Here is a 22,712-nt window from a genome sequence, read left to right on the forward strand (position 1 = left end):
CTTTTCTGAGACGGTTACTTGGACTCTGCAGGCGGCATGATTACCGCAGGCATCGCCTGCGGGACCGGCATCTGCGGAATTTGTGCCTTGGCTGTCTGCCTAGATTTCACATGGACGATCAATTTTTCAAGCGACGGACTCATCTTTTCTATGAACGGTGTCGGGTATACCCCCATGTAGAAAATCAGGAACAGGAGCGGGAGCATCAGTCCAATTTCGCGGGCGTTCAGGTCCGAGAGAGTCTGGTTTTTCGGGTTATTGAGCTCTCCGAACATAACCCGCTGGAACATCCAGAGCATATAGACAGCCGCCAAAATCACGCCGCTCGTACCGATAACAGCATACCACCGGAGTTCGCTTTCAAATGAACCAAGCAGAACGAGGAACTCGCCGACGAACCCGTTGGTCCCCGGCAACCCGATGGACGAGAGGGTGACGATCATAAAAATCGTCGCGAATACCGGCATCTGCTTCGCAAGACCGCCAAAATCGGTAATCAGACGGGTGTGACGACGCTCATAAATGAAACCAACGATAAGGAAGAGTGCCCCAGTGGAAACACCATGATTAAGCATCTGCAGCATTCCGCCAGAAAGCCCCTGTAGGTTAAGGGCAAACACCCCGAGCATGACGTAGCCAAGGTGGGCAACCGACGAATACGCGACCAGCTTCTTAACATCTTCCTGCACCATGGCCACAAGGGCCGCGTAGATGATTCCAATTACCGACAGTACCGCGAACAGAGGAGTAAACTTGGCGGTTGCATCGGGGAACAGCGGCATGGCAAACCGAACAAAACCGTAGGTCCCCATCTTCAGCAGCACTGCAGCGAGTATGACGGAACCGGCCGTCGGAGCCTCGGTGTGGGCATCCGGCAACCAAGTATGCAGCGGAAACATCGGCACCTTAATGGCGAACGCAAGGGCAAAAGCCAAGAACATCCAAGTTTGAGTCGCTGGGTCGAGCCCGACCTCATAAAACCTAAGCAGATTAAAATCGCCACCGCCCGCCTTGAAATAGAGGGTGACCAGAGCGACCAGCATGAGAAGCGAACCGACCATCGTATAGATAAAGAACTTAACTGCAGCGTAAATCTTGTTTTTGCCACCCCAGATTCCGATGATGAAGTACATCGGAATGAGCATCACTTCCCAGAAGATGTAGAAAAGAAAGAGGTCAAGCGACACAAACGCTCCCAACATGCCAACCTCAAGCAGCAGGAGACAGATCATGTACTCTTTTACCTTTTCCTCAACTGCAGTCCATGTCGAGAGGATCGCAATCGGCATGATGAAGGTCGTCAACATAACAAGCCAGATGCTGATGCCATCAATCCCCACGTGATAATTCATCTGGAACGGCCCGGCGGCAATCCAGGGGACCCTTTCCACGAACTGGAACTCTGCATTGCTCTGGAAACCTGTCGCCACCGGCAATGAAATTACAAAGGTAGCCAGCGTGACAAGCATAGCAAGCATTCGGTGGACCGAATGGCTCTGCTTGGGGACGAAGAAGAGCAGTACGACCCCCAGAAGTGGAAGAAAGGTCATCACGCTGATTAAGGGAAACTGACTCATGAATCTGCTCCTTTGGTCCTAGTTAATTCTCAATTAGCGAAAGAGGTAGAACGCTACGATCACAACCACGCCAAGGGCCATGCTGATGGCGTAATTATGCACATAGCCAGTCTGAATGTTTCTCAACACACTACCGATTCCTTTAACGACAGCAGCCACACCATTAACGATGCCGTCGACCACGAGAACATCAAATCCCTTCCAGAGGAAATTCCCAAGAGCCTTACAGGGGTTCACGAAGAGAAAATCATAAAGCTCGTCGATGTACCATTTGTTGTACACGGCTCGATGAAGCCGCGGGAATGCAGCCGTAAACTTTGCGGGAATACTGGGGGAAACAATGTAGAGGAAAAAGGCAATGGATATACCAACCAAGGCAATAACAACTGACGTTGCCATGAGTCCCCACTCCAGAGCCGCGCTGTGATGCCCTTCGGCATGATGGAGTTGTTGTGCCATGAACTCGTGGGATCCCTTGAAGACCGGCTCCAGATAGTGTTCAAAAAGGTTGGGAACTCCGCCGAAGACCTCTCCGATGACCTTGGGAATGCCAACATAGCCACCAACGATTGCAAGCACTCCCAATACAATCAAGGGGAGCGTAATAACAAATGGCGACTCATGCAGGTGGCTCTTAGCCTTTTCTTTGATCCTGCACTCACCGAAGAATGTCATAAAGACGAGCCGGAACATGTAGAACGCTGTAAAACCTGCCGCAATCGCTCCCGTTGCCCAGAGGATAAGGTTCAGATCTCCGTGCAGAGGATTGGCGAAAGCCTGCCACAGAATCTCATCCTTGGAGAAGAAGCCGGAGAATCCCGGAATTCCGGCGATTGCAATAGTGGAAACGAGGAACGTGAGGAACGTGATCGGCATAGCCGACTTGAGTCCCCCCATGTTTCTCATGTCTTGCGGATCATCATGGGAATGGATATGGTGCAACGCATGGTGCATTGCATGAATGACGGAACCGGACCCAAGGAAGAGACACGCCTTGAAGAAGGCATGGGTCATCAGATGGAAGATACCAGCCGTAAACGCCCCTACGCCCATGGCAAGGAACATAAAGCCAAGCTGTGAAACTGTCGAATAGGCAAGAACCCGCTTGATGTCGTTTTGCGCCGTGCCAATGCTTGCAGCGAATATTGCCGTAGCGGCACCGACGATAGCAACGATCATCATTGTTTCGTGGGAGCGGATGTAGACGAAATTCATCCTGCCGATCATGTAGACACCGGCGGTGACCATGGTAGCGGCGTGGATGAGTGCGGAAACCGGTGTCGGACCTTCCATCGCATCCGGAAGCCAGGTATAAAGCGGTATCTGGGCCGACTTACCGGTTGCTCCAAGGAAGAAGCAGAGCGTTATAACGGTGACAACCCCTCCCACGGGAAGAAGGTGGGCATTTGCGGCCAGTTCACGGAAGTTAATCGTCCAGACGTTATGGGTATGGCCGAAATACCAGTACATGGTAAACAGACCAAGGAGGAATCCGAAATCGCCGACGCGGTTCATGACGAATGCCTTCTTACCGGCGTCTCCCGCGGATTTTTTGTGGAAGTAGTACCCGATCAACAGATAAGAGCAAAGACCAACCCCTTCCCATCCGACAAACATAAGGAGGAGGTTGTTGCCCAGCACCAGCAGTAACATTGAGAAAGTGAAAAGATTCAAGTAGGTGAAATACCGGTAAAAACCTTCCTCTCCATGCATGTATCCGATGGAATAAACATGGATCAGAAAACCAACCCCAGTCACAACCATAATCATGAGCGCCGACAGTGGATCAATGAGAAAACCGATATCGGCCTTGAACGTGCCTGACTTGATCCAGGTAAACAGTACCTTCTCAAATGCACGCTCTTCAGCCCCCCTTGAGAGGAGCTCTATAAAGATTCCGCAAGAGACGAGAAACGAACTAAAGACCATCAGGGCCCCAAGGCCACCAATCACCGTTTCGTTCTTGATTTTTTTCCCGAAGAGGCCGTTGATGACAACGCCAAGCAGCGGAAACAGAGGTATCAGCCATACGTACTCGAACATTCAAGACTCCTTTATAGCGAGAAATTCAGGATTTCGTTCTCTCTGCTACAGCTTCATCAGCTTGATATCCTCGACATCGATCGATTCGCGATTCTTGTAGAACGCAATCATGAGAGCAAGGCCCACTGCCGCTTCCGCCGCAGCTACCGTCATGACAAAAAAGACGAATATTTGACCGTCAATACTGCCGAGATGCCGAGAAAGAGCGATGAACGTCAGATTTACGGCATTGAGCATCATCTCCACACACATGAAGATGACTATGGCGTTTCGCCGTGTGAGGACACCGATCGTCCCGATGGAAAAGAGTATCGCGCTGAGAATCAAGTAACTGTTCAAAGGTACCATGTGCTTTACCCCTATCGGTTAAATTTTACGTTTCGTGAGAATGACCGCACCGATGATTGCCACGAGGAGCAATATAGAGGTCACCTCAAAGGGAAGAAGAAAATCCGTGTAAAGCGCCTTGCCAATTATCTCCGTGTGCCCAACTTTATGGATCAGATCGCTGTCAAGGCTTCCCTTGGCCCCCGTAAGAGCACTGCGCCCCAGTAGGTAGAACAGCTGGAACATCGTGAAGAGACCGATCAGGCTCCCGAACAAGACGGTGTGGGAACTCCGCTTTCCGGCTTCAGACCTCAGATTGAGAAGCATTATGACAAAGACGATCAAGACCATGATCGCTCCGGCATAGACGATAACCTGCACTGCCGCCATGAACGGAGCGTCGAGCATCACGTACAGCGTAGCGAGACAGAAAAACGTCAGAATGAGGGAGAGTGCGCTGTTGATCGGGTTTTTACAGGTAATGACCAAAAGACTGGCCAGGACAGCCACCGCTGCCACAATCGTAAAGAAGAACGTTTCCATTGCTGCTCCTTTATCGCTTTTCTAAAAGTCTCTCTTTGATAAAGACGAAATCTTCGCGCTTGTAGTTTGCCAGCTCAAATTCACCCGTCATCTTGAGCGCATCCACGGGGCACGCCTCGACACAGTATCCGCAGAAAATGCAGCGCAGCATGTCAATTTCGTAACGCTCTGCATATTTGTCGTGATTCTGGTCTTCTCCCGCTTCAACCGTGATGCACTTGGCCGGGCAGACCGTCGGACAAAGATAACACGCAACACACTTGGCCCGGTCATGGGACACCTTGAGCGCATGCAGCCCCCTGAAATTCGGGGAAACCTGCGGCTTCTCATCTGGGTACTGAAGCGTGATTGGTTTCTGGAACAGATGAGACAGAGTGATCTTGAGTCCTTTAAGCAGCGGCACAATCATTTCAATATCCTCGTCATGAAGTTGACTAGAGCGCGACTACCACGCCAGTGGCAACGATGTTCAGAAGCGACAGGGGCAAGAACACCTTCCAACCGAGACGCATAAGCTGGTCGTAGCGGTACCGGGGGTACGTAGCCCGAATCCACATACAGGTGAATATCAGGAAGTAAACTTTCGCAATAAAGTTGATTACGGGAGGAAAGGGGCCATGCCAGCCGCCGAGGAAAAGCGTTGTGGTGACGGCACACACCGTGATCATGTTCGCGTATTCCGCCATGAAGAACATGGCATACTTCATACTGGAATATTCGGTACAAAAACCGGACACCAGTTCGCTTTCAGCCTCAGGAAGGTCGAACGGCGTCCGGTTGATCTCCGCCAGCGAGCAGATGAAGAAGAGAATGAACGCGAGGGGTTGCTTGAAGGCATACCAGCCGAACCCCGCCTGGTCGGCGACAATTTTCTGCAGAGAGAGAGACTCTGAGAGCATAAAGACGGCGATGATGGAGAGCCCTGCAGCCAGTTCATATGATATCATCTGGGCAGAAGAGCGAAGCCCTCCGAGAAGGGAGTATTTGCTGTTCGATGCCCATCCGGCGAGAACAATGCCGTACACCCCCACCGACGCGAGAGCGAGGATGTAAAGCACTCCCACATTAATGTCGATGACCTTTCCTGCAGCAGTGTCATAATACGCCGCGATCTGGAGAGGAATCTTGTATCCCGCAATCTCAACCGTGTCACCGAAAGGTATAACCGCGAAGGAGATAAAGGCGGGGACGAGGGCAATTAGCGGTGCAATCAGGAAGGCAAATTTGTTTGACTGTGACGGGATGATCTCTTCTTTGAAGAAAAGTTTTAACCCGTCAGCGATCGGCTGGAGAAGGCCATGCCAGCCGGTTCTCATGGGCCCGAGGCGAACCTGCATGTGACCAATGATCTTGCGCTCTGCATACGTTGCATAGGCGACCGTAAGCAGAACGAACACAAAGACGACGAGCACTTTGGCGACCATGGCAATGTAGTAAGCCATCGGCAATCCTAATATTTCGTATCCCATATGCTCCTCTTCCCCTCTGTAAGATTTATATTCTCAGATGATTGTTGCTACTTGCTGATGCTGACCAAGGTTGCCGTAGAGCCATCAGTAATGGTGTTGATCGATTGTTCCGCAAAGTGGTAAGGGGCGAACACAACCCCTTCCGGCAGGCGATTACCCACTTTCGCCTTGAGCTTCACCTCACCGATCTTCGATTTAATCATGAGGTCCGTCCCATCAGCCACACCGAGTCGAGCAGCATCAGATCTGCCCAGCTCGACGTATCCCTCAGGGCAGACGTACATCGGTCCCTCACCGAAGAGCGACATGGTTCCACAGTGGTAAAGTGCGCTACCGGTCACGAGAATCATCGTGCCAGGTTCGGCAACGGGGACTTCGGCGCTCACTGAAACGAACTTCGGTTTAACTGTTACATGGTAAACTTTTCCGTTCTCCCCAAGTCCTTCCAGCGTAAGCCCAGCATATGCAGGCACATTCTTCGCGATTTCATCGAACACAGCAGCAACGTCGCGATACCGCTCACCTCCTCCAACGGTCGCACAGAGTTCAGAAAGTATCTCGAAATCGCTCTTTGCGAGGCCGACGGGTTTGATAGCTTTGCGCACACGCTGAACTGCCTTACCTACACTGGTGAAACTGCCATCTTTCTCAGCAAACGAGCAGGCAGGCAACACCACATTCGCCCTAGCAGCGGTCTCTGTGAGGAACAGATCCTGAACCACAAGGAAGTCGACTTTGCCCAGTGCCGCCTCGACTTTTTGCCGGTTCGGATACGATATCACCGGATTCTCACCCACTACATACAGGGTCTTTATCGCTCCAGAGGCACAGCCGTCAATGATGGCTGCCGCATCTTTACCACCCGCGACCGGGTGGAGCTTAAGATCGGCCGCCCCCTGACTATTATTCTTCTCACCGAGGATCAGGACGCCATTTCCCTCCGAACTGACCTTGCCGGTTAGGAGGGCAAGGTTAAAGGCAGCCTGGGCAAGCGCTTTGCCATGGCTGGGGTAGCCAATTCCTGTCGGAAAGACGATCAGAGCTTTACCGGCTTTTGCATAATCCCGGGCCAGCGTTGCTATCTCGTCTGCACTTACTCCGCACACCGTCGAAGCGGCAGCAGCGCTTTCAAGATCTTTCTTGAGCTGTTCAAAACCGGTGATTGATGCCGCCGCATCAGCGGTGAGACCTTCGTCCAGAATCACCTTGGCAAGGGCATTGAGAAGTGCCACTTCACCCCCGGGCTTGTGCAGGTAGGTCGTCGCTTTAGGAAGCTTGGTGAGCTTCCCGCTCTTGTCCGATACGATCCGGAGGTCAATCGCTTTCCGCTTAACTCCAAGGTTTATCTCAAAGCCGAGGACGGGGTGGGTTTCATACGCATCGCTCTTGATCACAAGGAGGAGATCTGATGCCTGGATATCCGCAATGGTGGCAGAAGAAGCGGGAACGCCTATGCTCTCAGCAGCACCCGCAGTGAGGGCCGCATGCCCATATCCTGCAGAATGATCAATGTTGTCCGAGCCTATCGCCTCATTGAAGAGTTTCTTGAAGAGGTAGAGTTCCTCGTTGGTGAGGCGTGGTGTCACAAGGCCTGCGCACGAGCTACCACCCACAGCCTTTGCGTCGGAAAGCTGCTGCTTAACGAGGCTCAGTGCTTCTTCCCACGTCGCAGGCTCCAATTGGCCACCCTTGCGGACAAGCGGAGTGGTAAGTCGCTTTGCGCTGTTCACGAATTGATAACCAAAACGACCGCGGGTGCAGAGTTGACCGTTGTGAAAACCCTGGTTTTCGTCGTAAATCGTCGTCAGAACCTTATTATCCTTAACTCCCAGGGTGAGGTTGCAACCGGTGCCGCAGTACGAACAGACGGTCTTGACCTTGTTGAGAGACCACCACCGTGCCTTGAACTTAAACGGACGTGAAATCAGTGCTCCGACAGGGCACACCGAAACACAGGAACCACAGAATTCGCAATTGAGGGGGCCATCGAACTGGGTACCGATTTTTGCTTCGATGCCACGATTGATAAAGGAGTAGGCACCAAAAGAGACAATTTCGTCACAGATCCGCGCACATTTTCCGCAATGAACGCACCGGTTCATGTCCCGCTCAATGAGAGGGTTTTCGTAGTCGATCTGATGCTGGAACTTCTCGTCGACAAACCGGTTAACGTTTACCTCATATTCATAGGTCAGATTCTGAAGATCGCAGTCTCCGGCGGCATCACAGACGGGACAATCAATCGGGTGTTTCAGCAGAAGCAGCTCAAGCACCATCTTGCGTGCCTTGATGATCTCAGGCGTCATGGTGCTTACGATCATCCCCTCTGTTACAGGCGTCGTGCACGCAGGGATCTGCCGCCCCTTCATCTGCTCCACTTCAACGAGGCACATGCGGCAGCCACCAAAAGGATGGAGCTTCTTGTCATGACAGAGAATGGGTATCCTGATGCCGGCCGTTTTGGCGGCATCATAAATGGTAGCGTCTTTGGGTACCGTTACCTGTTGTCCGTCGATCGTAAGGTTTACCATCGTGACCTCTGTTCCCTCGAAAGTTAGCTCTGCGAGCGGCTACTCTATCGCCATGAAGCGGCAAGCGTCATAACATGACTTGCACTTCGTGCACTTTTCCTTATCTAGGTAGGCGAGCTGCCCCTTCTCCCAAACAATCGCATCTGAAGGGCATGCTTTGAAACAGGCACCGCACTTTACGCACTTCTCTTCCACCACCTGCCAGAGAAGCAGTTCCTTGCAGCAGTTGGACGGGCAGCGCTTATCCTGGATGTGGGCCTCGTACTCGTGGCGGAAATATTTGATCGTGGAAAGAATCGGGTTGGGGGCCGTCTGTCCGAGGCCGCACAGCGATGCCTTCTTGATAGTCGCTCCAATTTCAAGCAGCGTCTCGATATCCGACGCCTGTCCGCGCCCTCCGGTGATCCGCTCAAGGATGTCGAGCATCGCCTTGAGACCGATTCGGCACGGCACACACTTTCCGCACGATTCCATCCTGGTAAAGGTCAGGAAGAATCTCGCAACATCAACCATGCAGGTAGTCTCGTCCATGACGACCAAGCCACCGGATCCCATCATGGCCCCTGCCTTGATGAGCGAGTCGTAGTCAACGGGAGTATCGAGGACTTCTGCAGGTATACAGCCGCCAGAAGGGCCACCAGCCTGAACTGCCTTGAACTTGCGGTTATTAGCAATGCCTCCGCAGACGCTATAGATGACATCGCGGACGGTCATACCTGCCGGAACTTCCACCAGTCCGGTATGTTTCACCTTGCCGGTTACAGCAAAAATCTTGGTCCCTTTGGTGGTATCTGTCCCAAGGGATGCATACCACTCGGCACCTTTATTGATGATGTGGCGAACGTTGGCAAACGTTTCAACATTGTTGATGTTGGTCGGCTTTGCCCAGAGGCCTTTGACGGCAGGAAAAGGAGGACGGGGGCGTGGCATGCCGCGCTCACCTTCAATGGAAGCCATGAGAGCCGTTTCCTCACCACAGACGAAGGCCCCTGCTCCCTTTTTGATGATCAGATCAAAATCGAACCCCCACCCCTGAATATTTTTGCCGAGATAACCTGTCTCTCGGCAGACATCGAGGGCCTTTTGCAGACGATCGATAGCAAGGGGATACTCCGCTCGGACATAAACATATCCCTTGGTGCATCCAATCGCATACGCGGCGATCATCATTCCCTCAACGACGCAGTAAGGATCGCCTTCAAGGATGGAGCGGTCCATGAACGCCCCGGGGTCCCCCTCATCGGCGTTACAGATGAGATATTTTTGGGTGCCAGGTGAGCCGGCGCAGAAGGACCATTTCATGCCCGTGGGGAATCCTCCCCCTCCTCTTCCACGCAGTCCCGACTTCTTTACTTCCTCAATGACGTCGGCCGGCTTCATGGTTTTCACGCACTTCTCAATGGCCTTAAAGCCGTCCTCAGCGAGGTAGGCTTCAAGCTTTTCCGGATCGATTTGCCCACAGCCGCTCATGACGACCCGCATCTGCGAATCGACAAAGGTATTGTAGTACGGTTTCGCCTTGCGCTTCTCCAGAGGAGTACGCTTAACGATATGCTCATCGACAATCAGAGCGACTTCTTCAGGAGTTACGAAGTCATAGGTCGTTCGCCCGAGTTCGGGATCGACGATGTCCACCAAGACATCGTTGGCGCAGAGGCCACGGCATCCTGTCTTTACGACATCGCACCGCTTGCCGACGACAGCCGAAACCCCTTTTTCTTCAAGCACTTTCTTGAATTCGGCCTCGACCTTCTTCGCGCCGGCTGATATACCGCCGGTTCCCTGGCAGATCAGAATCTGAATTCCCGCTTGTTCGCCCATATGGATGTGTCCTCTGCTGGAAAGTTAGAATCCCGTTTACTTCATTGGCCGCTGGTTGTATTCGGCGATGATCTCCTCAACCTTCTGAACGGTCATCTTACCGAACGTATCATCGTTAACCATCGCAAGCGGCGCCATGCCGCAGGCACCGAGGCAAGCCACCTTCTCGAAGGTGTAACGCAAATCAGGGGTTGTTTCCGCGTGACCAATCCCGACCTTGTCGAAGAACGTTTCCACGATTCGCTCTGCCCCCTGAACGTGGCAGGCAGTTCCGACGCAGACACGGATTATGAAACGACCACGGGGTTTAAGATGGAATTGGGCGTAGAAAGTAAGCACCCCAAAAATCTGACTCGGATAGACGTTCAGTCGTTCAGCAACCAGATCAATGGCAGGCTTGGGCACATACCCATACTCATCCTGGATGCCCTGCAGAACGGGCATGAGGTTGCCTGGCAGCGTCAGATACTTGTCGATAATATGATTTGCCGCTGCAAGATCGATTTCTTCAGTCGGGATTTCTTCGGCTGGAGCGTTACTCATGTACTCCATCTCCTTTGAATGCGAATGGGTTACCGGTCGATTTCGCCGAGAACAATGTCAAGGGTACCAATTACGGCGACGAGGTCTGCTATCATGGACCCCTTAGCCATCTTCTCGATAGCACCAAGGTTTACAAATGAGGGAGGTCTGATCCGCATGCGATAAGGCTTTGTCCCTCCATCGCTCACCAAGTAATAGCCGAGTTCCCCTTTGGGAGCCTCAACTGATTGGTAGACCTCGCCTTCTGGTGCCGAAAACCCTTCACTGGCGATTTTGAAGTGATGGATGAGCCCTTCGATGGTGTTGTAGACGTTTTCTTTCGGCGGATAGCAGACCTTGGGACAATCCGCGAGCACCGGCCCAGGCTTCAGAGAAGCCAGCGCTTGGCGGATGATATTGATCGCTTCCCGCATTTCCACAAGGCGAACCTTGTAGCGATCAAAGGTGTCGCACTTCTCGCCAACAGGGACCTTGAACGAATACTTCTCATAGCCACTGTAAGGGTTGTCACGGCGCAGGTCCCAATCGACTCCGGAACCGCGGAGGGCCGGTCCGGTGATACCATAGTCGATGGCATCTTCCGCGGAGATGACACCGTTGCCAATGGTACGCTGTAGCCAGATGGTGTTTTTGGTGAGTAGGCCTTCGTAGACATCAAAGTACCCTGGGAATTCATCGACTACCCGGCGCACATCCGCTTCGAAGCCATCATATACATCCTGCGACAAGCCACCGACACGGAAATAACTACTGGTCATCCGTGCGCCGGACAGCTTCTCATACATGCTCATGATCTGCTCCCGCTCGCGGAAGCAGTACAGAAAGACCGTCATGGCTCCGATGTCGAGGGCATGACAGGCTAGCCAGACGAGGTGAGACTTGAGACGGGTGAGCTCGGCCATGATCACACGGATCGTCTGGGCACGCTCGGGAACCTCGAGACCGAGCAGCTTCTCGACGGCCAGCACGTAGCCGAGATTGTTGCTCATGGGTGCAAGGTAGTCGAGCCGGTCCGTCAGGGTCATCGCCTGATGATATGTCCGGTGCTCCGACAGCTTCTCCACACCGCGGTGCAGGTACCCAATGTGGGGGGTAATCTTTTCGATAACCTCGCCGTCAAGCTCTATCACGAGCCTGAGAACGCCGTGGGTACTCGGATGTTGCGGCCCCATGTTCACTGTCATGATTTCTTTGTTTGCCATTGATCGCCTCTATTCGTTCAATGAAAGTGTCTACCAACCTTACGACAACCGGCCCTTGTACGGCTCTCGACCCGGTCCCTGGAGCGGATAGTCTTTCCGCAGCGGGTGCCCTTCCCAATCATCGGTCATAAGGATGCGACGAAGGTCGGGATGTCCCACGAACGTGATGCCGAAAAGATCGAATGTTTCCCGCTCCAGCCAGTTGGCCGTGTTCCAGACACTGACCACGGAGTCTATCTGCGGACTTCCTTCACTCACAGCAGCTTTGACCCTTAAACGATCCTTGTTCTGAATCGAATACAGGTTGTAAACAACCATAAAACGGGGCTCACGGCCCAAATAGTCAACGGCTGTCACGTCGGTGAGAAGGTTGTAGCGAAGCTCGGTCTTGAGGAACCGACAGATGTCGACAATGTTCTCCTTGGCAACGGTGACCGTTACCTCATCACGGAACTCTTTCACATCCAGCACGGCTGAAGGGAATTTCTCTTTCAGCTTGATCACTGCGCGATTGTTTTCAGCAATAGCACTCATATCGATTCCCCTGATTGTGGTAACTTTTATGCAGCCGTTGGCTCCAGCCTCTCGCCAAGACCCAGTGCGGAACCAAACGAATTGCGTTCTTTGGCAATCTTCTCCTGAAGTTTCAGCAATCCATAGAGAAGCGCCTCAGGACGCGGCGGGCAGCCGGGGATATAGACATCCACCGGCAACGCCTCATCGACGCCCTGAACAACACTATACGTATCAAAGACCCCACCGGAGCACGCACAGGCCCCCATGGCCACCACCCACTTCGGCTCAGGCATCTGCTCATACACCGTCTTGATAACCGGCAGCATCTTTTTGGTGACGGTCCCCGCAATGATTATGCAGTCAGACTGCCGGGGAGATGCCCTGAATATGATGCCGAAACGATCGAGGTCATGACTCGACGCTCCGGTGGCCATCATCTCAATGGCACAGCAGGCAAGACCGAAGGTCATGGGCCAGATCGAGGACTTGCGTGCCCAGTTGACAAGCTTGTCAAGGGATGTCGTAAGAACATTTTCTCCCAGCGGTTGCTCTACTCCCATTCCAAGGCTCCTTTTTTCCATACGTAGATATATCCGACAAAGAGAATGACGATGAACACCCCCATTTCAGCAAGGCCGAACATCCCGAGACGTTTAAAAAGGATCGACCAGGGATAGAGGAAAACCGCCTCTATATCAAACAAGATGAACAACATGGCAATGATATAGAACTTGACCGAGAAACGCTCCCTAGCGGAGCCCACCGGCTCACAACCGCACTCGTAGGGAGCAAGCTTGATGGGATTCGGCTTTTTCTGCCCAACAATCGACGAGACCACCAACGAGCCAAGACCGAATAGCAGCGCGATCACGACCAGCACGACTATCGGAAGGTAGGCGCCTATCATGTCATTTCCTCCACTTCGATGTTAGTTAATATTCCCAGCGGACGACAAAAACGTTTGCATTTAACGCGCACACCCCTGGCAAAAGCTCTGTTTGGGCATGCGTATACTGTATACAATTCGGTGGGAAAGTATGTCATTTGCTGCGCTTTGTCAAGAAAAAAAAATTCTAATTCCAGCCACATAATGTCCTGAATTAGTGCCACAAATCCTTTCCACCCACCCCCTCTCCCGCCGCCAAAATCCTTCTTGACACCCCAAAGGACACGTGCTATAAACTCCTAATTTTGCAAGACTTTCAAGAACAGGAGCTTCCATGAACACGACACGATCGAAGGAACTCTTTTCTCGGGCGCAGGAAACAATCCCCGGGGGAGTAAACAGCCCCGTCAGAGCCTTCAGGTCCGTTGGCGCAGACCCCATCTTCATTAAGAAAGCCACAGGCAGCACTATCACCGATGTTGACGGCAATGACTACATCGACTACGTCGGCTCATGGGGACCCATGATCCTCGGCCACTGCCACCCACAGATCGTGGACGCGGTAAAGTCTGCGCTTGCACTCGGAAGCAGTTTCGGCGCGCCGACGGAACTGGAAGTTACGTTGGCCGAGATGGTCGTCGACGCGGTTCCCTCCATCGAAATGGTACGTATGGTCAGCTCGGGAACCGAGGCGACCATGAGCGCGATTCGCTTAGCGCGCGGATACACGGGGCGGGACAAGATCCTCAAATTCAGCGGGTGCTATCACGGTCACGCCGATTCCCTTCTTGTAAAAGCAGGTTCTGGGGCGGCCACCTTCGGGGTGCCCGACTCCCCCGGCGTCCCCAGCGACTTTGCCAAGCACACCCTGACCGCTCAGTACAATGATTTGCATTCAGTCAAATCTCTGGTTGCGGAAAACAAGAATGAAATCGCCTGCATTATTGTTGAACCGATTGCCGGCAACATGGGAACCGTCCCCCCCTGTGAAGGTTTTCTCGAAGGGCTGCGTACACTGTGCACCGAGGAAAGCATTATTCTCATTTTCGACGAAGTCATGACTGGCTTCCGCGTCGCGTACGGAGGCGCGCAGGAACTTTACGGCATTACGCCGGACATGACTACTCTCGGCAAGATTATCGGCGGAGGCCTCCCGGTGGGCGCCTTCGGCGGCAAAAAAGAAATCATGCAGATCCTTTCCCCTTCGGGAGGCGTCTATCAGGCAGGCACCCTGTCGGGCAACCCACTGGCGATGACCGCCGGCATCGAAACGCTGAAACTTCTCCGTCAGGACGGATTCTACTCCCGCCTTGAGGAGAAGAGCCGAGTTCTTGCCGAGGGCATCGCGGTCGCAGCCCGTGCTGCTTCGTATCCGGTGTACTCAACCCGCGTAGGAAGCATGTTCTGCAGTTTTTTCACCAGCGGGGAGGTGCATGACTGGACGACGGCATCGGCATGCGATACTGCGGCCTTTTCTAAGTTCTTTAGGGGCATGCTGAACGAAGGAATTTACCTGGCACCGTCCCAATTCGAAACTGCATTCGTCTCAATTGCCCACACCGCTGAGGAAATTCAGAAGACCATCGTTGCCGCAGAAAAATGCTTCAGGGCACTCTGAGAGGGATTCGCCGATTAAGATGATTGACAGCGACACAGCCCCTGTGATAAGAAGCCTAAGTTTTCGGACTTTAGTGCCCACGAACTGATCAAGCCCAATGGATGAAGAAAAACGTAGTCTTTTAAGAACGTTGGGGTTTGTCTCGAGTATGGGAATCTCGGTGGCACTTGCGATTTTCATCGGAGTGATCATCGGACGGCAGCTTGATTCCTGGCTTGGCACGCATCCTTGGTTTTTCTTTGTTTTCCTCTTTTTCGGGATTGCTGCCGGCTTTCGTAACATTTACGTAATTGCGGGCAGAGAAATTAAACGGGACAATGGCGGCAAAGATAGACGAGAATAATGTCTTCGCCGCGGTCACGAAGGGAAGCTGGGCACTCCTCGGGCTACTTACGGTTACCGGGTATGTGCTGCAGTCGCCTCGTTTTGCGGCAGGAGTTGCCGCGGGCGGGACCCTGGCCCTCGCGAACTACTACTGGCTGATGAGCATTTTACGAAGAATTCTCCATCAGCAGCCAACCCAGCCGGTTCGCTATGCCCAGGTGCGATATCTGCTCAGGCTGACGCTGATTGCCATTGCGCTTTATCTTCTGATAGTCCGTGCCCATATCGACATTATGGGGTTGTTTGTCGGCCTGTCCATAATTGCTGCGGTGATCGTCGTCCTTTCGTTTTACATGTACGCCACTAAAGGAGAGTAATATCATGGTTCACCCGTTGCTGTTTCTCCAGTTCTTCAGAAAACTTCTCGAACCGCTTCACATTTCCGAAGCGGGAGCCGATGCCATCGCCTACACCTGGCTGATTCTTGCTCTCCTGATCATTCTCTCACTTCTCGCAACCAAGAGTCTGAAGGCCGTCCCCACCGGCATGCAAAACTTCATGGAGGTCGTTGTGGGAGGGATAGAGAACATGGTTGAGGAGACCATGGGCGAAAAGGGAAGGCCCTACTTCCCGCTTATCGCTACCCTCGCTCTCTTTATCCTCGTCTCGAACCTTATTGGTCTTGTCCCCGGCTTCTTTCCTCCGACCGCAAACCTGAACACGACGGCAGCGTGTGCTGTTATCGTGTTTCTGTCTACCCATGTTGTCGGCATAAAGAAGCACGGCTTTCACTACCTCAAGCATTTCATGGGCCCCATCTGGTGGCTGGCCCCGCTTATGTTCTTCATCGAAATCATTGGCCACCTCAGCCGTCCCCTGTCGCTCTCACTCCGTCTTTTCGGGAACATGAACGGCCATGAACTGGTCCTCATGATTTTCTTCGCTCTGGCACCGTTTCTCGTGCCGCTGCCGATGATGCTCATGGGGGTTCTTGTCTCCTTCATTCAGGCATTCGTCTTCATGCTTCTTGCCATGATCTACATACAAGGTTCCCTTGAGGAAGCTCATTAATATCCCAATCCTATACTATTTAGGATAAACACAAACCAAGAGGAGGAAGTACAAATGGAATTTTTCACAATGTGTATGCTGGCAGCAGGTTTCGGCATGGCGATCGGCGCCTTCGGTACCGGTATCGGCCAAGGTCTCGCCGTCAAGAGCGCTGTTGAAGGCGTTTCCCGTAACCCCGGCGCTTCAGGCAAGATCCTGACCACCATGATGATCGGTCTGGCCATGATCGAGTCTCTCGCCATCTACGTTCTGGTTGTCTGCCTCATCATCCTGTTCGCCAACCCCTACAAGGACGTTGCGATCAAGATTGCAGAGACCGTAGCGAAGTAATTCGAGTACAAATCGATGCATGCAAGAGGGGTGTGCCGCCGGCACACCCCTTTTTCTATTTCCTTCCGGCTAACCCTTTTCCCTCTTACCGCTCTTGCACTTCACATCCTTCCTCAACAGCATGAAACAGCTGCTGATTAGCCCTAGGATACCGCAATCGCATCAGTTCAAGTTGCGGCTCCATATCCATTTATCATTCTTGAGGTCAAGCATTATCCCCTCCCCTTGACAACGCCTTTTTATCAAGCTGGTCAGCAACGCTCACATCCTGCCCCTGTTGAACTGGCGCAGGTCACAGCCCCTTTCGCAGCGCCGCCTTCGCCTTTAATATGCCCCGAAGCAATTGAGCGAATTTCCCGGATCAAGGGCCGACGTCAATAGCCCCCAGAATCACCATCAAATCGCCCCAATAAACGCCACAACGCTTTGATAATCAAGAGCATCTCTCCATGAAGCCCGGCGTACTACAAAAAAAAACGGGGTGCTGCACTGCAGCACCCCGCCATTACGTCACAACTCAAATAGACTGAATTAATCGACCGGCACTTAGTGCCCTCCACCGGCCAGGAAGGCGAGAGGTGGTCCCCGAAAATCGGACAGTGTGTTAAGGTGGACAGCCTTACCCTGTTGAAGGAGGATCACCCATGAAGAGCCGTCGTCGTTTTTCCGCCGAGTTCAAGGCCAAGGTTGCCCTGGAAGCGATCCGGGGCGAGCAGACCCTGAGCGATCTGGCCGCCCGCTATGAAGTGCATCCCAATATGATCACCAACTGGAAACGGCAGGCCATCGAGAACATGGCAGCGGTGTTTTCCGGAGCCGCCGAGCACAGCAATAAGGCGAATGACGATCAGATCAAGGACCTGCACGCCAAGATCGGACAACTCACCGTGGAGCGGGATTTTTTGGCCAAAGCCTTCGGTCGCTGTCGCTGAGTACAACCCGAAGGAAGGCCCTGGTCGAACCCGACCATGACCGACTCAGTATTGCCCGGCAGTGTGAACTGCTCTCGATCAAACGATCGGCCTACTATTACCAGCCAGTGGGCGAAAGCCCACAGAACCTGGAACTGATGCGCCTGATCGACGAGCAGCATCTCGAAACACCGTGGTATGGCACCCGACAGATGACCCGGCACTTGCGCCGGGAGGGTCATGCCGTCAATCGCAAGCGCATCGGTCGGCTGATGCAGTTGATGGGACTATCGGCTATCTACCAGAAGCCGAACACGTCGAAGCCGCATCCGCAGCACAGGGTCTATCCTTACCTGCTGCGTGGCGTGACCATCGACCGGCCAAACCAGGTCTGGTGCGCCGATATCAGCTATATTCCGCTGAGGCGAGGTTTCCTCTACCTGGCGGCGATCATGGATTGGGCCAGTCGCAAGGTCCTGTCATGGCGGCTTTCCAACACCATGGACGCCGATTTCTGCGTTGCCGCGCTCGAAGACGCCCTGGCTCGCTTCGGCAAACCCGAGATCTTCAACACCGACCAAGGGAGCCAGTTCACCAGCGATGCGTTCACCAAGGTCCTCAAGGACGCTGAGATCCGCATTTCGATGGACGGCAAGGGGCGCTGGCGGGACAACGTCATGATCGAGCGGCTATGGCGTTCTCTGAAATACGAGTGCATCTACCTGCACGCCTTCGAGACCGGCAGCGAGGTTCGTCAAGGTTTGAGCCGCTGGATCAATTTCTACAACATGCGCCGCCCGCACTCGAAACTAGACGACCGGACGCCGCATGAGGCATATTGGCAAAAACCCCGGCCTGGCTACGCCGGCCGTATTCTCTCACTGGCGGCATGACTACAACCGGCAATCCACCTTATTCCCGCCGCCAACCTGTCCTACAAACTGGGACCACCTCTGCGTAGAGCATCAGAACAACGAGCGTGAGACCGGTGATTACCGCAAAGAAGCCGAATGACTTTACGAAGAAGTCATAGGCAATGCCGCTTGTCTTCTTGGCAGCAAACTGCTCGGTGATGCCGAGTTCTTCGTATCGCTTCCACTGATCGCCGCGCTCCTCGAGGAATTCATGCTTCGGCAGCTGACCATTGAAGATTACGAAATCCATGGGGAACTTCTCAGGACGTCCATGGGTGTTGAAGAAGTGGACGGTGAAGATGAACCCGGTGGCGAGAAGTGCCTCGTCAGAATGGATGATCGTCGCAACGTTGAACATCCAGCCGGGGAGGAAGCTGCCGAAGAACTCGGGGAACCAGAGCATGAGCCCCGACCCGCCAATGGCAAACATACCCCAGAAGACCGCGATGAAGTCGAATTTCTCCCAATAGGTCCACCGCTCGAAGGTCGGTTTCGGCCCCCGGAAGATGAACCAGCGTACCATACCGACCACATCCTTGATATCGCGGAAATTGGGCATGAGCGAATCGGGACCGAAGAGTCGCTGAAGCACATTGCCAGGGAGATCTTTCCGGACGAAGAGGAAGTGGAACGACAGGATGAGCGACCCCGAGAAGTAGATGAAGGTGATTCCGGCGCCAATGCGGTGGACGAGGCCGGCATTACCGGAATTGCCGAAGATGTTATCCATCATGAACTTGGCCCAGTGCTGGTCGCTGAATTTCAGAGGAAGCCCTGAAAGCGACAGCAGTAGGAAGCTGACGATGACCAGAAGGTGAAGGAAAATATGCCGCCTCTTGAAGCGACGGTATACCTTGTGCCCATCTACAACATGGTGCTCAGCATGCCCCATGATCAGCGCCTGCTGTTTCTCGCGATTTTCGACAAAGCCACGGAACATCCAGAGCAGGGTGTGAATCCAGAACACCCCGAAGGTGCCGATGAGGAGACCCGTCATGGCAATGAAGGTGTAGTAAAGAATGGGGAACTTCTCCCGATCGCTGTGCTCGCCATGGGCATAATATTTGGTGAAGAGCGGGGTCGCCTTTGGATGGCACTTGGCGCAGGTTGCGGTGAGGTTCTGCGGATTCACGCTTGAATTGGGGTCCTTGGCCGGGAGCACCGCGTGGGCGGTGTGACAGTCGGCACAGCCAGCAACTCGCTCGGGGAAGCCGAGGCGATAGTTTTTGCCATGGTAACTTTCCATGTAGGTCTTGACGGCGACGGTGAAGACATTGTTGCGCTTCATCATCTTCTCGTCAGCGTGACACTTCATGCAGACCTTGGTATGGAATTCGCGGTTCTCCCGTGACTTGGGATCGCCAAGGGGCTTGATGGCGTGAAGATTGTGACAGTCGTTACACGCGGCAGAATCCATGTTGCCAGAAGCGACCGCTTTACCGTGGATGGAGTTGCGATAACCCGCCTCCTTGTCGTGGCACTGGATACACTTGGCCACAACCTTCCGCTTGTCCTTGTTCCAGTAAGTGTGGGTATGAATATCCGTGTGACAGTCGGCACACATCACATCCTTCTGGGCGTGGACGCTGGCATAGTGCTCGGCATTCTCCTTCTTGTGACAGCGCTCGCACCGTACTTTGGCGATCTTTGTCTCGCCCTTCATATGCCTGGTGAGATCGGTGATCTCCACGTGGCAGCTGGTACAGGCGTTCTTGCCATGGACCGATGCGGCGAAGGCCGCGGCCGAAATCTTATTGCTGTGACAACCGAGACACGTGGCCGGATCAATGGCCATGCCGCTTTCGGCTGCAGCGGGCCCGGCGAGCGCCACGAGCAGCAAGAGTGCAGGGAACAACCGATAAAACATCGACAACATGAATGCTCCTCCTCGTTTAGATTTGCCCCAAGAAATAAAACACAGTATTTAATTACAAGCTTAAAACTTGCGGCACTATAAAAACAAGCTCGACACTAAATAGAAAAACCAAATACACCCAAGCATTTTCAACCAACTACAACACAAGCCGTAATCAGTTATTCACAAAACACGATTTTATATTATAAGCAAAACTCAATGAAAGGGGGTCAATCCCCGCGATAGTAATACCGGCAACCACAAAAAGCAACAGGAAATGTATGAAATTTCTATACATATCCGGGAATCTACGACTGAGTCGGTGCGGTTCTTTACGGGATGAAGACAACGATCCCTTCTGCGAGGGCAAATTCCAGAAACGACGCGGCTTCAGATTCAGGAATTCGCAAACGGCGGGCGCATTCCAGCGGAGAGGTCACACCATCGAGGGAGGAAAGGAACTGGAAGTGGGGTTCAAGCAGCGATTCGGTAAAGACTTCACCCCCCCGGGGATAAATGGCTGCCCAGGAACCGGCGGGAGAAAAGCATGCGGCAAATTCCCCAAGATCGAACTCTCCGGCCTCCAGAAGATCGAGGATTTCATAGGAAAAGCGGACCAGCCGTGCCGCCGGACTGACCAGGCAGGGACGGGAGAGCAGATCGTCTCTGGAAAGTGCGCGATCGGAGGGAATTTCAGGGGGGGGCGCGAGAAGCGCTGCGGCGAAGTGGTAATGGAAGTCGACGAGATCGAGCGCCAGCGACAGAAGCTTCTTTTTTCCCCTCTTGGCGAAAAGAGAGCCCAGATAGGCGCGTTGCAGGGACCAGATTTCGCGGTCCGTCACATCCTGCTCGCCAGGTCTGCCTGACGGGGAGTCGGCCAGCCACCTTCCGAAACCTCCGAGCAGAGCGGTCGGCGAGAGACCAAGGGCGCCGGTTATCGAATTGAACCACGCCACCGCCTTGCCGCGACTGTAGAAGATATCCGTTGCGGTGGCAAGGCGCGCTGCCTCGGCCATGGCGGAAGGAGGAAAGGTCGGCGATTCGAGGAGGGTGTATGGCGGGGTCGCCTGGTGGAGGAGCCCCGCCGTCTCGGCCCGCTGCGCCAGGGGAGTGCCCGGCAGCACCGCGAGGGGGAAGATGTCCAGATGGTTGGGATAGAGCGAGAGAGCGAAATCGAGGGATCTCTTGAACCCTTCGAACGAATCGCCGGGCAGCCCGTAGATAAGGTCGAAGCCGAAGATGGCGCCGCTTTCGTTGAGCAGTGCCACGCGCTCCGCAAAGTCCTGCGGGTCAAAGCTCCGCCGGACCTTCCTGAGTACGGCGGAGTCGGCGCTCTGGAGGCCGATCTGCAGCGAACAGGTTATGGAGGCAAACAGCCGTGCCATCTCGCGGTCGATGAACTCGCTCCGGACCTCGAAATGGAAGTGGATGTGGGGGGCGCGGGCACGGATCATCCGCAGGACGGTCTTCGCCGTCTTTCGGTCGACGTTGAAGGTCGAATCAAGGACAAAGACCTGCGGTATGCCGCTCTGAACGATGAAGTCTAGTTCCCTGTCGATCCGCTCCATCGAAAAACGTCGTACCCCCCGCTCCCCCTTATAGTCGAAACAGTATTCACAGCCGAAGTCGCACCCGCGCGAAAACTGCCAGAGAAGGCCGGAGTAACGCCGGACATCGAGGGCACCGGCAAGAAACGGTGATGGAATTGTGTCAAGGAGGGGTATCTGCCGTGGTGGGGTGAGAACGACTGCATCATCAGTGCGAAACGCCGTCCCGGCAACGCCCCTCGGCATCGCGCCGCCGTACAGCTGTGCCATGGTCTCCAGAAAGGGGATCTCCCCCTCACCGAGGATGAGAAAGTCGAAGGGCGATCCCCCGAGGAGCCTCTCGGGATCAGCGGTCGCTTCGGGGCCGCCGGCGAAGAGCACCAGATCCGGCCGGGCTTCGCGGAGGAGCGAGGCAGCCCGGAGCGCCGCATCGCGGTTCCAGAGATAGATCGAGAAGCCGACGACATCGGGTAAGTGGCTGGCGATGTCGCGCGCCACCTTCTCGGCAGCATCGCCGGCGAAAAAATCGCACAACTCGACGGCAACGGCTGCGGCCAGCTCGTCGTCGGTGCCGAGATACGCCTTCAGAAAAGCGTTGGCAAGGGGGACCGCCTGGGGTGACGGCGCGGCATGGATGGCGGCGAGAACAACCTTCACGTGGATCTACTCCGATTCGGCCTGCAG

Annotated in this window: 21 protein-coding genes; 6 read left to right on the forward strand and 15 right to left on the reverse strand. The window is 53.9% G+C overall.

Going from position 1 to position 22,712, the window contains the following annotated elements; genetic code table 11:
• Positions 1-14 precede the first annotated feature (14 nt).
• Genes GPICK_RS15250 through GPICK_RS15310 form a run of 13 tightly spaced genes read right to left on the reverse strand, consistent with a single transcriptional unit; the run spans position 15 to position 13,452 of the window.
• Positions 15-1,577, reverse strand: coding sequence for an NADH-quinone oxidoreductase subunit M (locus GPICK_RS15250; RefSeq protein WP_039744647.1), 1,563 nt, complete (start codon positions 1,575-1,577; stop codon positions 15-17).
• Between the two features lie 33 nt (positions 1,578-1,610).
• Positions 1,611-3,620 (reverse strand): NADH-quinone oxidoreductase subunit L, encoded by a 2,010-nt coding sequence (gene nuoL / locus GPICK_RS15255; protein ID WP_039744650.1) that lies wholly within the window; start codon positions 3,618-3,620, stop codon positions 1,611-1,613.
• Positions 3,621-3,665: 45 nt separating this feature from the next.
• Complete coding sequence (nuoK, locus tag GPICK_RS15260; RefSeq protein ID WP_039744651.1) at positions 3,666-3,968, reverse strand: NADH-quinone oxidoreductase subunit NuoK; 303 nt, start codon at positions 3,966-3,968, stop codon at positions 3,666-3,668.
• A gap of 18 nt (positions 3,969-3,986) precedes the next feature.
• Positions 3,987-4,490, reverse strand: a complete 504-nt coding sequence (locus GPICK_RS15265) for an NADH-quinone oxidoreductase subunit J (protein WP_039744654.1) — start codon at positions 4,488-4,490, stop codon at positions 3,987-3,989.
• A gap of 10 nt (positions 4,491-4,500) precedes the next feature.
• Positions 4,501-4,899 carry an NADH-quinone oxidoreductase subunit NuoI gene (gene nuoI / locus GPICK_RS15270; protein ID WP_039744655.1) on the reverse strand — a complete coding sequence of 133 codons (399 nt, stop codon included), beginning with the start codon at positions 4,897-4,899 and terminating at the stop codon, positions 4,501-4,503.
• Between the two features lie 25 nt (positions 4,900-4,924).
• Positions 4,925-5,959, reverse strand: a complete 1,035-nt coding sequence (nuoH, locus tag GPICK_RS15275; protein ID WP_039744658.1) for an NADH-quinone oxidoreductase subunit NuoH — start codon at positions 5,957-5,959, stop codon at positions 4,925-4,927.
• A gap of 47 nt (positions 5,960-6,006) precedes the next feature.
• Positions 6,007-8,490 carry a molybdopterin-dependent oxidoreductase gene (locus tag GPICK_RS15280; protein WP_039744661.1) on the reverse strand — a complete coding sequence of 828 codons (2,484 nt, stop codon included), beginning with the start codon at positions 8,488-8,490 and terminating at the stop codon, positions 6,007-6,009.
• Positions 8,491-8,529: 39 nt separating this feature from the next.
• Positions 8,530-10,311 carry an NADH-quinone oxidoreductase subunit NuoF gene (nuoF, locus tag GPICK_RS15285; protein WP_039744662.1) on the reverse strand — a complete coding sequence of 594 codons (1,782 nt, stop codon included), beginning with the start codon at positions 10,309-10,311 and terminating at the stop codon, positions 8,530-8,532.
• A 36-nt stretch (positions 10,312-10,347) separates the two neighbouring features.
• The gene (nuoE, locus tag GPICK_RS15290) at positions 10,348-10,854 is read right to left on the reverse strand and encodes an NADH-quinone oxidoreductase subunit NuoE (protein ID WP_039745859.1); all 507 of its coding nucleotides are present in this window, start codon (positions 10,852-10,854) and stop codon (positions 10,348-10,350) included.
• A 29-nt stretch (positions 10,855-10,883) separates the two neighbouring features.
• The gene (gene nuoD, locus GPICK_RS15295; RefSeq protein ID WP_039744664.1) at positions 10,884-12,056 is read right to left on the reverse strand and encodes an NADH dehydrogenase (quinone) subunit D; all 1,173 of its coding nucleotides are present in this window, start codon (positions 12,054-12,056) and stop codon (positions 10,884-10,886) included.
• A 39-nt stretch (positions 12,057-12,095) separates the two neighbouring features.
• Entirely contained in the window at positions 12,096-12,581 is a 486-nt protein-coding gene (locus GPICK_RS15300) for an NADH-quinone oxidoreductase subunit C (RefSeq protein ID WP_039745860.1), read from the reverse strand.
• 35 nt (positions 12,582-12,616) lie between these two features.
• Positions 12,617-13,132: an NADH-quinone oxidoreductase subunit B gene (locus tag GPICK_RS15305; RefSeq protein WP_039744665.1), complete on the reverse strand. Its 516-nt coding sequence runs from the start codon at positions 13,130-13,132 to the stop codon at positions 12,617-12,619.
• A complete protein-coding gene (locus GPICK_RS15310) occupies positions 13,123-13,452 on the reverse strand; it encodes an NADH-quinone oxidoreductase subunit A (RefSeq protein ID WP_269078665.1) in 330 nt (109 codons plus the stop codon). The genes GPICK_RS15305 and GPICK_RS15310 overlap by 10 nt, the downstream gene beginning before the upstream one ends.
• A 340-nt stretch (positions 13,453-13,792) precedes the next feature.
• On the opposite strand from GPICK_RS15310, the gene hemL reads away from it, so the two are divergent.
• The 6 genes from hemL to GPICK_RS15340 all read left to right on the forward strand — a co-directional run bounded on the left by hemL (position 13,793) and on the right by GPICK_RS15340 (position 18,605).
• Positions 13,793-15,076: a glutamate-1-semialdehyde 2,1-aminomutase gene (hemL, locus tag GPICK_RS15315; protein WP_039744669.1), complete on the forward strand. Its 1,284-nt coding sequence runs from the start codon at positions 13,793-13,795 to the stop codon at positions 15,074-15,076.
• A gap of 97 nt (positions 15,077-15,173) precedes the next feature.
• Positions 15,174-15,419 carry an AtpZ/AtpI family protein gene (locus GPICK_RS17140; protein WP_084201455.1) on the forward strand — a complete coding sequence of 82 codons (246 nt, stop codon included), beginning with the start codon at positions 15,174-15,176 and terminating at the stop codon, positions 15,417-15,419.
• The gene (locus GPICK_RS15320; RefSeq protein ID WP_039744670.1) at positions 15,394-15,777 is read left to right on the forward strand and encodes an ATP synthase subunit I; all 384 of its coding nucleotides are present in this window, start codon (positions 15,394-15,396) and stop codon (positions 15,775-15,777) included. The genes GPICK_RS17140 and GPICK_RS15320 overlap by 26 nt, the downstream gene beginning before the upstream one ends.
• A gap of 4 nt (positions 15,778-15,781) precedes the next feature.
• Positions 15,782-16,471, forward strand: a complete 690-nt coding sequence (locus GPICK_RS15325) for a F0F1 ATP synthase subunit A (protein WP_039744673.1) — start codon at positions 15,782-15,784, stop codon at positions 16,469-16,471.
• Positions 16,472-16,525: 54 nt separating this feature from the next.
• Entirely contained in the window at positions 16,526-16,801 is a 276-nt protein-coding gene (atpE, locus tag GPICK_RS15330; RefSeq protein WP_039744675.1) for an ATP synthase F0 subunit C, read from the forward strand.
• 644 nt (positions 16,802-17,445) lie between these two features.
• Positions 17,446-18,605, forward strand: a protein-coding gene (locus tag GPICK_RS15340; protein WP_144400011.1) for an IS3 family transposase whose coding sequence is annotated in 2 segments (ribosomal slippage) — positions 17,446-17,707 and positions 17,707-18,605 — 1,161 coding nt in all. Because the reading frame shifts where the segments join, the coding sequence is not laid out codon by codon here.
• A gap of 19 nt (positions 18,606-18,624) precedes the next feature.
• On the opposite strand, the gene GPICK_RS15345 is transcribed toward GPICK_RS15340, so the two are convergent.
• The gene (locus GPICK_RS15345; RefSeq protein ID WP_039744678.1) at positions 18,625-20,502 is read right to left on the reverse strand and encodes a cytochrome c3 family protein; all 1,878 of its coding nucleotides are present in this window, start codon (positions 20,500-20,502) and stop codon (positions 18,625-18,627) included.
• Between the two features lie 311 nt (positions 20,503-20,813).
• Positions 20,814-22,685 (reverse strand): B12-binding domain-containing radical SAM protein, encoded by a 1,872-nt coding sequence (locus GPICK_RS15350; RefSeq protein WP_039744680.1) that lies wholly within the window; start codon positions 22,683-22,685, stop codon positions 20,814-20,816.
• Positions 22,686-22,712 lie beyond the last annotated feature (27 nt).

Source organism: Geobacter pickeringii (assembly GCF_000817955.1).
Classification (GTDB): domain Bacteria; phylum Desulfobacterota; class Desulfuromonadia; order Geobacterales; family Geobacteraceae; genus Geobacter; species Geobacter pickeringii.